This is a genomic window from Allobosea sp. (assembly GCF_036675845.1).
Taxonomy (GTDB): domain Bacteria; phylum Pseudomonadota; class Alphaproteobacteria; order Rhizobiales; family Beijerinckiaceae; genus Allobosea.
Genome location: NZ_JAKFED010000121.1, coordinates 21,617 through 36,980, shown reverse-complemented (window position 1 = coordinate 36,980; position 15,364 = coordinate 21,617). Strand labels below are relative to the sequence as shown.

The following is a 15,364-nucleotide window of genomic DNA, read 5'->3' as shown; positions in this document are numbered from 1 at the left end:
CCTGGTCAGGCGGTTCGGAAAAGGCCGCGATGGGCAAGCCGCTTAGAGCATGATGCGAAAGCCGGGGGCGGATTTTTCGCATGAATCCTGCTCCAGGCTTTTGAGAATTCAGATCCCCTGCGTCAGCTCGTTCTCTCCCCAGCTGCGAGGCGGGCCAGCCGGGTCACGACGACTTCACCAATCCTGAAAAGCCGGCAACGGCCAACAGGCTCAGAGCCCAGCCGACGATCGACTGGAAGTAGAAATAGCCGATGGCGAGCCCACCGCCCGGCTTGGTCGGGTTGGGCCGCCAGAATGCCTTCTGCCCCATGTCGAGCACCGGCAGCAGCGTATCGAGCGAGTACATCCAGGGATTGAACGCGGGGTAGCTCGAACCCTCCCAACGCTGGAGGAAACAGGCGAGCTGGGTCTGGCCGCTCTCCGCCAGACCGTTTGTCAGTTGCGTCGCGACGAGCACGCGCTGCTCGGATTTCTCCAGCCCGCACAGCGTCCATTCGGGCGCACGCAGCACCACGGCGCTGTTCGGCATGATGGCGCTCTGGCGCTCGGCATAGGCGAAGGTGGCAACGCCCAGGACCCAGAACACGAGCAGCCAGACGAAGGCGAGCAGCGGCTGGCGCCCATAGGCGAGCGTAACCCCGAGGACACCATCGGCGGCGGCAAGAAGCCCGCGCCACAAGGGATTTCGCGCCCGCTGCCGCCGGGCCTGCCGCTGCAGGCGCTCCTTGACGACGAGCACGGCGCGGGCATCCTCGCCATGCCCCATCTCGCGGAAGACGGATGCGAGCTGTTCGTAGGGCTGGGGCCAGAAATCCTCGCCGGAGCGCTCGGGCGTCTGGCGCGACAGCCAGTCGAGCCGGCTCCCGGCATCGACGGGACCGTCGATAAAGGCGCCATAGCGGCAGCGGTTCAACAGGAGATCGCCCGTCTTCGGCCAGCACGAGGCCTCGTCATGGATGGTGCCGATCGAGGCGCCGGTCAGCGCCAGCGCGCCGTTCACCCGGGCCTCCCGGCGCAGGAAGAACGCGCCCTTGAGCACGGTACGGCTCATCTCCAGCGCCGTCTCGCCGGGATTGTCGAGAACGGCGCCGGAGCAGTCCATGTCGCCGCTGATCGCCGAGGCGGTCAGGCGGGTCTCGCCCTCGATCCGGGCTCCGCGCAGCACGACGCTGCCGCGGCTCTCCATCTCGCTCGCCTCGATCGCCACGCCTTCCATCCGCGTGACGACGGCGCCGGCGCAATCGAGATCGGCGGCCAGTTGCGCGCCCGACAGGTTGATGCCGCCGCGAAAACTGGCGCCGCGCACCAGCACGTTGCGCACCTCCAGGCTCGGAGCAAGCAAGGCATAGCCGCTCGGAGCCCGGATGGTCGCGCCATCGCATTCGAGATTGCTGCCGAGGCGCGCCTGGACGAGATTGACCTCGCCATTGACCTCGGCCCCGCGCAGATAGACGCCGCCGCGCGCCTCGAGCCGCTCGGCCTGCAGGCCCGGAAGCAGCGAGCCGTCGAGGAACAGGCGGTTGATGATCGCCGCCCTCAGGATCGGCACGGCCTCGAAATGGCAGTCGTTCAGGCCGATGTCGCGGAAGACGCGGCAGGCCTCGAGGTCGAGCACATCCGTGATCCAGGCGCCGCTGATCCGGACGCCCTTCTCGTGCGGCCGGCAGCCCTCCTCGCCGCCGAGCATGAGGAAGCGCAGGAAGCGCGCGCGAACGACCCGCGCCGGGTCGGGTCCCTCCGGGCGCGAGCCGTCTCCCAGGCGGTCGAAATTGCCGCTGAGAAGCTTGGCGACGACTGCCTCTTCCGCCGGCAGAAGCGGCCGGAAGTCGTCGAGGCGCGCCGTCGCGGCAGCCCACTGGGCTTGTTCTGCTGCCGCTCCGACGCCCCATTCTGCCGTCATGTGGCCGCCGGAGCCGCCGCCTCGCTGCTCGCCGCGGCCGCCAGCGCCTCGCGCAGCGCCGCCTCCTTGGTCTCGTCGAACGAGGTGCGGATCAGCACGCCGCCGGCGCCCTTGAGATCGGCGAGGACCTTGTCGGTGGTCATCTTGCGGATCAGCAGGAAGAGGCCGGCGGTATTGGGCTCCAGCGCGCTGGCGGCATCCTTCATGAACTTGTCGTTGATGCCGACATCGCTGAGCTTGCCGCCGAGGGCCCCCGATGCGGCGCCGAGCGCCGTCCCGAGCAGCGGCGCCAGGAAGATGAAGCCGATCAGGGTGCCCCACAGGGCGCCCGATGCCGCCCCCGCCGCGGTGAGGTTCAGCATCTGGTTGAGCTTGACCTGCCCCTTGTCGTCCTTGACCACGACGACGGCGTCACCGAGCTCGATCAGATATTCGCGCTGGAGGGAAAGGACCTTCTGGCGGACCTCCTCTGCCTTCTGCTCGGTCGGGAAGGCGATGAAAACCAGATCGCTCATGATTACGGCTCCGTTGTTGCGGTGAGGGAAGTGGGCGGTTGAGCGCCAGCGCCGATTCCGCAGCGCGGCTGATGAGGAACTCGGCGAGCAGCGGCACCGGGCGACCGGTCGAGGCCTTGGCGGCTCCCGAGATCGCGGCGGTGCCGGCAATGTCGAGATGGGCCCAGGGATAGGCCGTGGCGAAGCGGGCCAGGAAGCAGGCCGCGGTGATCGCGCCGGCGGCGCGCCCGCCGAGATTGCTGGTGTCGGCAAAGCTGCTGCCGAGCTGGCCGAAATAATCGTCCCAGATGGGAAGCTGCCAGACCCGGTCCCCGGATACGCTTCCGCACTGCAGAAGCTCGGCAGCGAGGGCTTCGTCATTGGCGAACAGGCCGCTCGCATGCGAGCCGAGAGCCACGACGCAAGCCTCGGTCAGGGTCGCGACATCGATGACGCAGGCGGGCGCGAAGCGCTCGGCATAGGTCAGGGCATCGCAAAGCAGCAGCCGGTCCTCGGCCTCCTGGGTGCGGATCTCGATCGTCTGGCCCGACATCGAGGTCACGACGTCGCCGGGGCGGCTGGCGCTTCCGCCCGGCATGCTCTCGGCCGCGGCGATTAACCCGACGACGTTGATCGGCAGCGCCAGGCGCGCGACCGTGCGCATCACCCCCAGGACGCTGCCGGCGCCGCTCATGTTGAACTTCATCTCGTCGGGACCGGCGCCCGGCGTCAGCGGCGTGCCTCCGATATCGAAGGTGATGCCCTTGCCGACCAGCACGATCGGCCGGTTCTCGGCCCTGCTTCGCCTGGACTGCATGACGATGAGCTTGCAGGGGTTGGCGGAGCCTCCGCCGACCACGAGGAAGGCTCCCATGCCGAGCGCCTCGAGATCCCGGCGCTCCAGAATCTCGACCTCGAAGCCGAACTCCTCGCCCATTTCCCGCGCGGTCTTCGCCAGATAGGCGGGCGTGCAGATATTGCCCGGCAGGTTTCCGAGATCCTTTGCCAGCGCGACGCCCTCGGCCACCGCGATGCCCTGCCGCAAGGCGCCGACGAGCTCGGAGGTCAGGGTTTGCGGGGCGAGCAGCATGATGCTGCGCTTGGCGCGGACCCGCGCCTTCCGGCCGGAGGTCTGGGTCTCCGGCAAGAGGAAGGTGTAGCCGCCATCGGCCAGCAATTGTGCGGCCTGCTGGATGCGCCAGCTCAGCGAGCGCCCCGGAACCTCGTTCTCCGCGAGGGTCACGACGGCTTCGGAGGCCGTGCTCTCGGCGATGGTTTGGGCCGTCGCCGCAAGCGCCTGCCGGTAGGCCCGGTCGGAAAAGAGCGCAGGCCTGCCGAGGCTGACCAGCAGGATGCGGGCCGCGGCGGAGCCCGGCAGATCATGGATCAGCAGGGTTGCGCCGGAAGCTTCGCCAAGCTCGCCGCGCTTCAGGATCGCCGACAGTCGGCCCGCCGTCCGCTCGTCGAGCCGCCGCGCCGACCTGGTCAGGGGCCCGCCGTTGAACACCCCGACGACGAGGAGCTCCGTCCTGAGCTTTTCCGCATCGCCCACTGCGGGGATGATCTCCATAGAATGTCTCCGCGAGGACATCATGGCTTGGTTTGACCGGAGAAATGGCGTGACCCTGCCAGGCCTTGTCCTGGCTGCTCTTTTCCGCGCCGGGCGGAACACCCCTCTCACCGCTACGAGGGCGACGCGGCGGGGCGTCCCGCCGGCGGCAGCGCGGCCGCCGTGCGGCCGGCATGCGCTACCGGCGGGAGCTGCCGCACGCGCTGACCGAGGTGCAGGGCCTGGATGCCGCCCGAAACGATGATCTCACCGGGCTCCAGCCCCTGCGAGATGACGACGTGGTCCGGATCGAAGCGCAGGATGTCGACATTGCGCAGCGAGACGGTCGACTGTTTTGGATCGACGACCCAGACCGCCGGCGAGAGACCTTGCTGGGTCAGGGCGCTGGCCGGGATCGAGACGACCGCGTCAGAGGTGAGCTCCAGCGTGCCGACGACCGTCGACCCCAGCCGCATGGCCTCCGGCGGATCCTGCAGGCCGACCCTGACCTGGAAGGTCCGGGTGACGGGGTCCGCCTGCGGTGCGACCTCGCGGACCCGGCCGAACGCGCTCACCGAGGGGGCGTCGGCGAGGGCGACGCGGATCGCGCCGTCGCCGGTCTGCGTTTCCAGCAGCCTGGCAGGCACGTTGAAGACGGCGTCGCGGCCATCCTCGCGCGCCAGCTGCACCACCACCTGCCCGGGCTGCACGACCTCGCCGGGCTCGACATTGCGGGCGGTGACGACGCCGGCGATAGCGGCGCGCAGCTCCGTGAAGCCGAGCCGGTCCTGAGCCAGCTCGACCTGTGCCTCGGCGTTCTCCAGTTGGGCCTGGGCCGACTCCTGCGCCTTGAGCGCCTGGTCGAAGCGCGGCCGGGTGGTGAAGCCCTGCGCCATCAGCCGCTCCTGACGCACGAAAGTGCTGCGCGCCGTGTCGACCTCGCCGCGGGCCGCTTCGAGCGCAGCCTTGGCGGCGGACAGCGCATTCTGCTCGATGGTCGGGGCGAGGCGGGCAATCACCTGCCCGGCCTTGATGTTGTCCCCGACATTGACCGGCCGCTCGACGACACGCCCGCCGATGCGAAAGGCGAGGCCGACATTCTTCTCGGCCCGGATCTCGCCGCTCAGCCGGATGTCGTTGGCGAGCTTGCCGGCTTCGACCGTCACGACGCGAACGGGCCGTGCTTCGGCCGGGGCCGCCTTTTCGTTCTGGCAGGCGGCCAGCGTCAGCATCAGGGCCGCGAGGGCCGCGCTCCGAACGACGCTCGCATCGGCCGGCCGAAGCCGTTTTGAAAGCTGCATCATCACGCAGAAACTCCCGCGGCGGTCTTGGCAGGGGGCTTGCCAGGGTTCTTGGCAGGGTTCCTGGCAGAAGCTCCAGTCTTGCCCTGCGCCGACCGGTCTGCGCCGAAGACGGCGACGTAGAGCACCGGCAGCAGGACAAGGGTGAGGACGGTCGCGACCAGGAGCCCGCCCATGATGGCGAAGGCCATCGGTCCCCAGAACACGGTCGGGGCGATCGGGATCATGCCGAGCACGGTCGAGACCGCGGTCAGCATGATTGGCCGGAAGCGCGTGCTGGCGGCATCGAGCGCCGCGTCCACGACACCCTTGCCGCTGGCCCGCTCCGCCTCGATCTGGCCGATCAGGATCACCGCGTTCTTCGTGATGATGCCGATCAACGCGAGGATGCCAAGCAGCGCGACGAAGCCCAGCGGCTTGCCCGACAGGAGCAGCGCGCCGACCACGCCGATCAGGCCGAGCGGAGCGATGCTGAGCACGATCGCCAGCAGCCTGAAGCTCCGGAGCTGCGCCATCAGCACCGTCAGCATGATCAGAAGCATGACCGGTACGACGGCGATGACCGAGGCCTGCGATTTGGCGCTTTCCTCCACGGTTCCGCCGACGGCGATGCCGTAGGCGGGCGGCAGCGTCTTGCGCAGTTCGTCGATGGCCGGCTGCAGGCCGGAGACGACGGTCTCCGGCAGCGTTCCGGGCGTGACGTCGGCGGCGACGGTCAGGTTCGGCACCCGGTCGCGCCGCCAGATCAGCGGCGCGTCGAGCCCGTAGCTGAAGGTGACGAATTGCGACAGCGGCACCGAGCGGCCGCCGGGCAGGGCCACCTGCATCGTCCGCAACGTCTCCAGCGAGACGCGGTCGGCGTCCCTTGCCCGCACGACGACATCGACGAGATAGATGTCGTCGCGCACCTGCGTCACGACCGTGCCGGAGACGACCGTGTTCACGATCGTCGCCAGCGCCTGCGAACTGAGGCCAAGGCGGCGCGCCTCGTCCTGGTCGACGCGCAGGCGCAGCTCGCGCGACGGCTCGATCCAATCGAAATTGACCTGCTCGGCCTTCGGATTCGCGGCGACGACCTTGGCCAGCTTCATGGCGATCGAGCGGACCTCCGCGATGTCCGGCCCGCTGACGCGATACTGCACCGGCCAGCCGACCGGCGGCCCCAGCTCGAGCGGGTAGACGCGCGCGACGACGTTCGGGAACTCGTTGGCCAGCCGCGCTTCCAGCTTCGCCTGCAGCCGCTCGCGCGCCGGCACGTCCTTGGCGACGATCACGGCCTGGCTGAAGAAGACGTTGGGCAGTTGTGCGTTGAGCGGCAGGTAGAAGCGGATGGCGCCGCGGCCGACATAGGTGCTCCAGCGCTCGACGTCGGGATCGCCCTTCAGCGCGGCGTCGAAGCGGGTCGCAAGCTGTTCGCTGGCATAGATCGAGGCATTCTGCGGCAGCGTGAGATCGACCAGCAGCTCGGGACGGTCGGAGGCCGGGAAGAACTGGCGCGGCACCAGCGGCAGTGCCAGCACGGAGGCGGCGAACAGGGCCAGCGTCACGGCGATCGTGGCCCAGCGCAGCCTGATCGCGCCCGAGAGCAGCTGCCTGAAGCCGCGCTCGACCCTTCCGGGCCCGGCATTGGTCGACGCGGAATCCGGCGCCTTCAGCATCGCGACGCCAAGCACCGGCGCGAAGATCACCGCCACGAACCAGGAGACGACGAGCGCGATGCTGACCACCGCGAAGAGCGTGAAGGTGTACTCGCCGGCCGAGCTCGCGGCAAAACCGATCGGCACGAAGCCGGCGATCGTCACCAGCGTCCCGGCCAGCATCGCCATGGCGTATTTCTTGAAGGCGTAGGTCGCCGCCTTGGCCTTCTCCTCGCCGGCCGCGAGCCGCGTCACCATCGCGTCGGTCGTCGTCATGGCGTCGTCGACCAGCAGGGCGAGGGCGATGATCAGCGCGCCGAGCGAGATGCGCTGCATGTCGATGCCTGCGACCAGCATCACGGCAAAGACGACGGCGAGCGTCAGCGGAATCGAAAGCGCGACGACGAGCCCGGGGCGCACGCCCAGGCTGATGAAGCTCACCGCCATGATGATGGCGATGGATTGCCAGAGCGAGGTCATGAAATCGTCGATCGCATGATCGACCGTCACGGCCTGGTCGGCGACCAGCCGCGGCTCGATGCCGAGCGGCAGATTGGCGGTGACCTCGGCCATCGCCTGCTTGATGTTGCGGCCGAGGGCCAGGATGTCGCCGCCGTCGCGCATGGCGATGCCCAGCCCGATCGCCTCCTGCCCGTTGACGCGGAACATCGGCTGGGGCGGGTCGGCATGGCCTCGGCGCACGGTGGCGATATCGGCGAGGCGAACCATCCGGTCGCCGACCGGGAAATTGACGTTCAGCAGGTCCGCTTCCGACTGGAAGGCCCCCGATACGCGCAGCGACAGCGTCTCGTCCTGCGTCCGGATCGCACCGGCCGGACGGACGACGTTCTGGCTCTGCAGCGCCCCGAGCAAGGCGCCGCGATCGATGCCGAGATTGGCCAGCTCCCTGACCGAGAACTCGACGAAGATGCGCTCGTCCTGCGCGCCGATGATCTCGATCTTCGAGACGTCGGGCACCAGCAGCAGGCGCGAACGGGTCGCCTCGACATGGTCGCGCAGCTCGCGGCCGGTGAAGCCGTCGGCGGTGAAGCCATAGATGATGCCGAAAGTGTCGCCGAACCGGTCGTTGAAGAAGGGGCCGACCGTGCCGGCAGGCAGCGTGTGGCGCATGTCGGCGACGAGATTGCGGACCCGGTACCAGGTGTCCTGGACATGGCGCGCCGGAACCGACTCCTTCAGGTTGACGAAGATCGTGGTCACGCCGGGCGTCGTAAAGCTGCGAACGCTGTCGAGGCCGGGCGTTTCCTCGAGCTGACGCTCGAGCCGCTCGGTGACCTGCGTCAGCGTGTCCTCCATCGTCGCGCCGGGCCAGGCCGCGGAGACGACCATCGACTTGATGACGAAGGAGGGGTCTTCGTTGCGGCCGAGCTGGACGAAAGCGAGCACGCCGGCCGCCACCGCGACGATCATCAGATAGATCACGACCGAACGGGTCTTGAGCGCCCATTCCGAGAGATTGAAGCTCATCGCGATTCCGTTCCGGTCAGCCGCACGCGCTGCCCATCCTGCAGGAGGCTCGCGCCGGCCGTGACGATGATGTCGCCCAGCGCAAGCCCCTTGCCGACCAGGGTCGTCGCCGGGTCGGTGCCGAGCACCTCGAGCTTGCGCAGCGAGACGGTGAGATTCTGGGGATCGACGAGCCAGACCCCGGTATCCTGACCACGCCGCGTCAGGGCCGTCGACGGAATGGCGATGGCGGAGGCTTCACTGCCGCGTATCGCCCCCGAAACCGTCGTGCCGAGCCGGAAGGACGGCGGTGGGTCGGTGAGGCCGACCCTGACGCGGAACGTCCGCGTCACCGGATCGGCCTGAGGCGCGACCTCACGCACGCGGCCGCTGGCGGTCACGCCCGCGTCGCTGGAGAGAGAGACGCTCACGCGCGCATCCGCCGAAAGCGCGCGGACCATCTCCGCTGGAACCTCGAAGACGGCGTCGCGCCCGTCGCGCTTGGCGATCTGCACGATCATCCGGCCGGCTGCGACGACTTCGGCCGGCTCCGCGCCGACCCTCGTCACCACGCCCGGCCCATCGGCCTTCAAGGTCGTGAAGCCGACGATATCCTCCGACGACCTCACCCGCGCCTGGGCGGCGTCAACCTGCGCCTGCGCTGCGGTGCGCCCCTGCTCCGCCGCTTCGAAGTCGGCCCGGCTGGTGACGTTGCGTTCGAGCAGATGGCTTTGGCGCTGGAACTGGTTCTCCCCCCGGCGCAGCAAGCCCTGGGCCGCGGTGAGCGCGGCGCGGGCCGAGCGCAGCTCGTTGAGCTCATTCTCCGGGTCGAGACGCGCGACGATCTCGCCCTCGCGCACGGTCGCGCCGACGCCGACGCTGCGCTCCGCGAGCCGGCCGCCGATGCGGAAGGACAAGGAGACCTGATCCTGCGCCTCGATATGACCGGCGAAGCTGACATCCGCCGCTTGCCGGGGCGCCTCGACCGTGATGGTGCGGACGATCCGGACGGGCGGCGGAGCCTCGGCGTCCTCGCGATTGCAGCCCGCAGCGGCCAGCGCGACCGTGGCGAGCACCGCAGCCCGCAGGCTGCGCGCGGCTCCGGCCTTGCGAGCCCCGCTCATGCCGGCAGCCCCCGCCGCGCAGCCGCCGCGAAGGGGCTGAGCCGTTGCGCCGGTCGCCCCGCTCGTGCGGCATGGCTTCTCTCGCAAGCCTTTCGGATTCATCATGCTTTTCCTCTGGCAACCGTAAGGCGGAGGCCATGGAACCTCGGGCGCAAGAGGAGGTCCGTTGCGCCAGTCTCCTCGGGCGTCTGGAGGACGCTATCAACAGCGCGGGAGGCGCGGATCAGCTCAGAATCCCAATTCTGCGCTGGTCATCCCAATTTTCCGAGAGGCGGCCGGGCCTCGCCGATGGCGGCGAGCGGGAGCAGATCCTCGCGTCTGAGGCTGGCGACGACGGGGATCAGCAGCAGGAAGCCGAGACCCGAGGCCGCGGCCATCAGGCCGTAGACGTGTTCGCCCCACGAGCCATACAGATGGCCGGCAAGGGCAGTCAGCGCCGCCATCGCCCCGGCCCAGCCGGCCGCCAGCCAAGCCTGGCTCTGGGCCAGCATGCCGGGCGGAGCGAATTTGGCGAGCAGGAAGATGCTGCCCAGATGCGTCGCCCCGAAGGTCAGGCCATGCGTCAGCTGGAGAAGGATGACGAAGGCGATGTCGGGATCCAGGGCCATGCCAAGCCAGCGCAGCGTGGCAACCGCTCCGCTGACGGCCAGCAGGACGGCGGCGCCGGCCGAGCCGCGCACGACATAGCCCAGCAGGCTGAAGACGGCGATCTCGGAGACAATACCCGCGGCCCAGAGGCCGCCCATGGCTCCCCCCGAAATGCCGAGGCTCTGCCAATGCAGCGTGCTGAAGCCATAGACGGCGGCGTGGCTGGCCTGGACAAGCGCTGCGCCGGCGATGGTCAGGACCAACAGGCGCGGCCGCCCACGCCCCTCGGCCGCTTCTGCGGAAGCGACGGAACCTTCGGGCACGCGCATCAGCGCGACCGCTATCGTGGCGAGCGCCGTCGCCAGCGCCGACAGGAGCAGCATTCCGATGATGGAGGATATGGGAAGCCAGTCGAGCAGCCAGCCCGCGGAGAGATTGGCCAGGGCGAAGCCCGCCGAACCCCAAAGGCGAATGCGGCCATAGCGCAGCTCTGCCGAAGGCAGCCCCTTCAGGCTGCGCAGCGTGATCGCGTCGGTCAGCGCGATGAGCGGGCCCTGGGCAAACCCGATCGCGATCACCACAAGCAGGATCGGCAGGAAGCCGCTGGCGAAGGCGAGCAGGCCCGTGCCGATGGTGACGGCGGCCGCGCAGGCGACCAGCGCCGCGCCGATGCGTCCGCGCCGGTCGGCCAGGGCGCCGACGACCGGGTTCGCGATGATGCGGGTCAGCAGCGGCGCGGCAAGCACGATGCCGATCGCATCGTCGCCGAGCGATTGCGCACGCAGCCAAAGCGGGAAGAAGGGCAGATTGACGCCGAGTTCGAAGAACAGAACCGCATAGAGAAAGGAGAGGCGCCCCGTCGCCTGGCTCACGCCGAATGCCGCATGCCGGCCTGTTGGCCGGCAAACGCGGCCGGGCCGGACGCGCTATCCGGCGTTGCGTCCTCGAGGGCGGGGCCAGTTACCTGCGCGGAGAGCCTGGCGAGGCTCCGTTCGCGCGCCTCGGTCGGGCTGTAGCCGAATTCGCGCCGGAAGGCGCGGCTGAATGTCGAGTGATCGATGAAGCCCACCTCATTGCCGATGACGTGGATCGAAAGGGTGTTGTGGAGCGAATTGAGCCGGCGATGGGCCTCGCGCAGCCTTTCGCGATTGATGAAATGGGCGACGCCGCCGGTGCTCTCGAAGAACCGGTAGAGCTTGGAGCGGGACATCGCCAACAGCCGGGCCAGCTGCTCCGGGCCGAATTCGGGAGACGCCATGTTCTGGCGGACGACAAGGCGGGCCCGGTCGATCAAGAGCGAGGCGAGCGGGGCTTCCGCAGCTTCGGAGCGCTCCGGACGCGGCGCGATGCAGGCTGCGACGAGCGAACGGGTCGCAGCGGCAAGGCCCTGGGCCTGATCCGGCGACATATGCGGCAGCTGCCGGGCGAGATTGTCCATGTAGCCCGCCAGCAGGGCTCCCAGCTCCGGGTTGATGTCCAGGTCATGCGCCCGCTCGAAATCCTCGAGCTCGTCGCGACAGAAATCACGCGGCAGGAACAGCGTCAGCACTTCCGCATCCTGCGCCCGGCCCTCGAACGGCATGGCCAGGGAGCGGAAGCTGAGACTGTCCCGGCGCGTATTCGCCAGGGCAGGCGTGTCCTGGCGGCCGGAACAGGAATGCGCGAGCACGACGCACCAATGGTCGAGGAAGGATCTCTGACGGTGGCGCCAATGGCGCGCAGGCGCGTTGGCGTAGAGCGTTCGCGTGAAGACGACGTCGCCGAGCGTCCAGCAGGAGAATTCGGCCTCGAATGTCTCCGCGGCTTCCGGCGTCGGCAGCAGGTCGATCGTCTCGGCCAGCACGGACCGCCAAGCATCGAACTGGTCCTCGGGCGGGAGGCTCGTGGTCGAGAAGCTTCGAACGAAAGCAGTCTTGGTCGATACATCCGGCCTGGTCAAAAAGAGAGTTTGCACAACATCCCCCTTCCAGCAAAATTGCTACAATTTAGAATCAATATAATTGCGCGGAGACCGTACTCTTATTTGACCTAAGGAAAATGTGACGCTCCGCCCTGAAATTGGCAACCGCCAAGCTGGTGAATTTTCGTTACCTGGCCGAAGCGGCTGATACCTTACGGCAATTTTCTCCCCTTACTGGCGCGGAGAGGCGGTATCGAATATCCGGATCGGCGCGGTAACGAGCAGGCTGGCTGCCGAACCGAGCGCTTCCGCGGCCATCAGGGGGGCCGGCACGTCCGAGTCGGTGACGACCTGCCCCTGCAGCAGCCTGTCGCCGATGAGGCGGACCGCCTGCGGGCTCGCGGCATAGAGGTCGTGATTGATGCGGTCGCCGGCGTTGAGGGCGCTGAGATCGAGCACCGTGATGCCCGACAGGCCCGCCAGCTGTCGCTGGTACTCATCGCGCCCCGGGTCGATTCCGCCGAGACGCGTCATCCCGCGGGAGATGAAGCGGGAGAGCTGCAGCGCGCGGTCATGCTGCGAGACGAACAGCGTGATCCGCGGACGCCGCGGCCCCATGTCCTCGACCTGCCGCCTGAACACGCCGACATCGAGATCGGGCGATGCGAGGATCAGGTTGCTGATCTTCCGGGGCACGCCGCCTTCGAGCGCGAGCTGGCGGACGGCTTCCGCAGCCGGCCAGCTTCCCATGGAATGGGCGAGGATGACGATCTCTCCGACCGCGGGGCTGCTCGCCGCCGCCTTCAGCAGATCGGCGAGGTCCGAGCGCGAATACGAGGCATTGTCGAAGTCGCGGCTGTAATCGAGCAGATGGCCCCGCGAGGGCCAGGAGAACAGGACAGGCGCGGCCTCGGCATCGGCATCATGGGCGAGCTGGGCGAAGCGAAAGACCGCCCGCTCGAACGTGGTATTGAAGCCGTGCACGAAGACGAAGACGCGTCGCTTCCGCCCTCCCGCCCTCCGAAACCAGCCGGCGAGGTCCGCCTTGGCGAGCGGGGTCGCGGATGTGACGACGAAATCCGTGGCCGGATTGCCGGGCACGCTGCGCGGCAGCTGGATGGTGCCGACCTCCCGCTGCCTGGGAATCGAGACGACGATGTTGCTGAACGAGACGCCGGTGCCGCGGTCGCCGGTGTAGAGCACGCCGGCTTCGTCCGAGCGCGCACGCGTCGTCGCGGTGAGCATGTCGACGCGGTCGGTTCCCGGAACCGGCGCGACGGGCAGAAGCATCCCCCGCGGTGCGGAGGCGCAGCTCGCAAGGGCGACGGCAAGCGCGATTCCGGAGACAGGCCCGCGCCAGGAGCGGCGGCGCGAGGGCCGGCCGGCGGGATCGACAATACGCAGCAGCTTGCCGAGCGAGCGGCTCCCGACCCTGCCGTCGCGCCCTTGGCCGGTCGTCGGTCTCACTTCCACCCGCTCCATCCGCCGCATGCGATCGGGGTCTCCGACGGGGGCAGGATAAAGAACCTGCCCGACAGCGGCAACATGGCGAAATCCGATGACGGCCGCGCGGGCGGCGCAGCCCGGCCCCTTCCAGTGGCGCCGCGCTCCACCGGAGTCGAGGCGATGCCACCCGGCGGGATCGAAGGCAACTTTGGGACAGACGGCTCAATTTTGGGATTCTGTGCCGATGCCCAATCCGCGCGGAGAACTAAGGTTCCGGGCGGAAGGTCCGGGCCGCTGCCCGGCGGTCGCGCCTGCCGCCGCCACATCTCTTTCGGGGTGCGCAAACCTTCGGCACGGGGAAAGCCAGCATGACACTCGAGAGCGCCGCGCCAAAGACCACGATGCAGAGACTTCTCGATACCGTCGAGAAAGTCGGGAACATGGTTCCCCACCCCGTCGTCATCTTCCTGATCCTGATCGGCATCGTCATCGCCCTGTCGGTCGTGCTCAGCATCTTCGGCGCAGCCGTCACCTTCGAGCGCATCAATCCCGACACCCACAAGGTCGAGACCGCGACCACGGCGATCCGCAGCCTGCTGGACATCGAAGGCATCCGCTTCATCTATTCGTCGCTGGTTCCGAACTTCATGAGCTTCACCGCCGTCGGGCTGATGATCGCCGCGATGATCGGTGCCGGCGTCGCCGAGGAATCCGGCCTGGTCACGGCGCTGATCCGCAAGCTCGTCATCGTGTCCCCCGGCTGGGCGCTGACCTATATCCTGGCCTTCGTCGGCATCCTCGCGAGCATCGCGGCCGATGCCGGCTACCTCGTCCTGATTCCCCTTGCCGGCATCGCCTATCTCGCGGTCGGGCGGCATCCCCTTGCCGGCCTGGCGCTCGGCTTCGCCGCCGTCGCCGGGGCGTTCACCGTCAACATGCTGATCAAGCCGCTCGATGCGGTGCTCGTCGAGTTCACCAATGACGCGGCGCATCTGGTCGACCCGAACCGCTCGATCGGCCTGGCCTCGAATGTCTGGTTCTCGATCGCCTCGGTGCTGTTCCTGACGGTCATCATCGCGTTCATCTCCGACCGCATGATCGAGCCGCGCCTGGGCAAGTACGATCCCAGGCTGGCGGCCGACGGCACCACGACGGAACAGGGCGCCTCGCTCTCCGAGCAGGAATCGCGCGGCCTGCGCTTCGCCGGCCTCGGCCTGCTTGGCCTGATCGCGGTCTTCTGCCTTCTGACCATCCCGTCCTGGGCGCCGCTGCGCAACCCGGCGACCGGGGAGCTGATCGGCAACTCGCCCTTCATGAACGGGCTGATCGCGCTGATCATGCTGATGTTCCTGACCACCGGCTGGGCCTATGGCATCGGCGCCGGCACCCTGCGGACGCTGACCGAGGTGATCGCGGCGATCGAGAAGTCGATCAAGAATCTCGGCGGGACGATCTTCCTGTTCTTCGTGCTGAGCCAGTTCGTCGCCTATTTCACCTACACCAACATGGGCACCGTCATGGCGCTCAGCCTGTCCGGCGTGCTGCAATCGGCCAATATCGGCGCCCTGCCCTTGCTGGTCGGCTTCATCATCGTGGTGGCGATCATCGATCTGCTGCTCACCGGCGCAATCGCCAAATGGGCGATCTTCGCCCCGGTCTTCGTGCCGCTGCTGATGAAGCTCGGCGTCGAGCCGGAAGCCGTGCTGGCGGCCTATCGCGTCGGCGATTCGCCGATGAACGCGATCACGCCGCTCAATGCCTATTTCGCGCTCGTCGTCGGCTTCGCCCAGAAATACGACAAGACGGCCGGCGTCGGCACGATCGTCTCGCTGATGCTCCCCTATGTCGTCTGGATGTTCGTGCTGTGGACCGCGCTGTTCTCCGTCTGGAAATGGCTCGGCCTGCCCTGGGGGCTGTGACGACTTTTCGCACGCCCCGAAACGAAGCAACTCTCATTT

The 15,364-nt window shown here is 68.3% G+C and carries 10 protein-coding genes; 1 reads left to right on the top strand and 9 read right to left on the bottom strand.

From position 1 onward, the window contains the following. Window positions 1–163: 163 nt before the first annotated feature. From V6M56_RS13005 to V6M56_RS12965, 9 genes are all read right to left on the bottom strand, one after another. The gene (locus V6M56_RS13005) at window positions 164–1,900 is read right to left on the bottom strand and encodes a hypothetical protein (RefSeq protein ID WP_332684303.1); all 1,737 of its coding nucleotides are present in this window, start codon (window positions 1,898–1,900) and stop codon (window positions 164–166) included. Then, a complete protein-coding gene (locus V6M56_RS13000; protein WP_332684302.1) occupies window positions 1,897–2,415 on the bottom strand; it encodes a DUF1269 domain-containing protein in 519 nt (172 codons plus the stop codon). Before V6M56_RS13000 ends, V6M56_RS13005 begins: the two co-directional genes overlap by 4 nt. Next, window positions 2,312–3,964 carry a leucyl aminopeptidase gene (locus V6M56_RS12995; RefSeq protein ID WP_332684300.1) on the bottom strand — a complete coding sequence of 551 codons (1,653 nt, stop codon included), beginning with the start codon at window positions 3,962–3,964 and terminating at the stop codon, window positions 2,312–2,314. Before V6M56_RS12995 ends, V6M56_RS13000 begins: the two co-directional genes overlap by 104 nt. A 113-nt stretch (window positions 3,965–4,077) precedes the next feature. Further along, a complete protein-coding gene (locus tag V6M56_RS12990; protein ID WP_332684298.1) occupies window positions 4,078–5,247 on the bottom strand; it encodes an efflux RND transporter periplasmic adaptor subunit in 1,170 nt (389 codons plus the stop codon). Continuing rightward, window positions 5,247–8,369 (bottom strand): efflux RND transporter permease subunit, encoded by a 3,123-nt coding sequence (locus V6M56_RS12985; RefSeq protein ID WP_332684297.1) that lies wholly within the window; start codon window positions 8,367–8,369, stop codon window positions 5,247–5,249. Before V6M56_RS12985 ends, V6M56_RS12990 begins: the two co-directional genes overlap by 1 nt. Next, window positions 8,366–9,472 carry an efflux RND transporter periplasmic adaptor subunit gene (locus tag V6M56_RS12980; protein WP_332684295.1) on the bottom strand — a complete coding sequence of 369 codons (1,107 nt, stop codon included), beginning with the start codon at window positions 9,470–9,472 and terminating at the stop codon, window positions 8,366–8,368. The genes V6M56_RS12985 and V6M56_RS12980 overlap by 4 nt, the downstream gene beginning before the upstream one ends. A gap of 251 nt (window positions 9,473–9,723) precedes the next feature. After that, window positions 9,724–10,932, bottom strand: a complete 1,209-nt coding sequence (locus tag V6M56_RS12975; RefSeq protein ID WP_332684293.1) for an MFS transporter — start codon at window positions 10,930–10,932, stop codon at window positions 9,724–9,726. Then, window positions 10,929–11,903, bottom strand: a complete 975-nt coding sequence (locus tag V6M56_RS12970) for a helix-turn-helix domain-containing protein (protein ID WP_332684291.1) — start codon at window positions 11,901–11,903, stop codon at window positions 10,929–10,931. The genes V6M56_RS12975 and V6M56_RS12970 overlap by 4 nt, the downstream gene beginning before the upstream one ends. A 288-nt stretch (window positions 11,904–12,191) precedes the next feature. Then, window positions 12,192–13,427 (bottom strand): alpha/beta hydrolase, encoded by a 1,236-nt coding sequence (locus V6M56_RS12965; protein ID WP_332684289.1) that lies wholly within the window; start codon window positions 13,425–13,427, stop codon window positions 12,192–12,194. 347 nt (window positions 13,428–13,774) lie between these two features. Here V6M56_RS12965 and V6M56_RS12960 point away from each other — a divergent pair, with 347 nt between their 5' ends. Further along, on the top strand, window positions 13,775–15,325 hold the full coding sequence (locus V6M56_RS12960) for an AbgT family transporter (protein ID WP_332684287.1): 1,551 nt from the start codon (window positions 13,775–13,777) through the stop codon (window positions 15,323–15,325). Window positions 15,326–15,364: the final 39 nt, after the last annotated feature.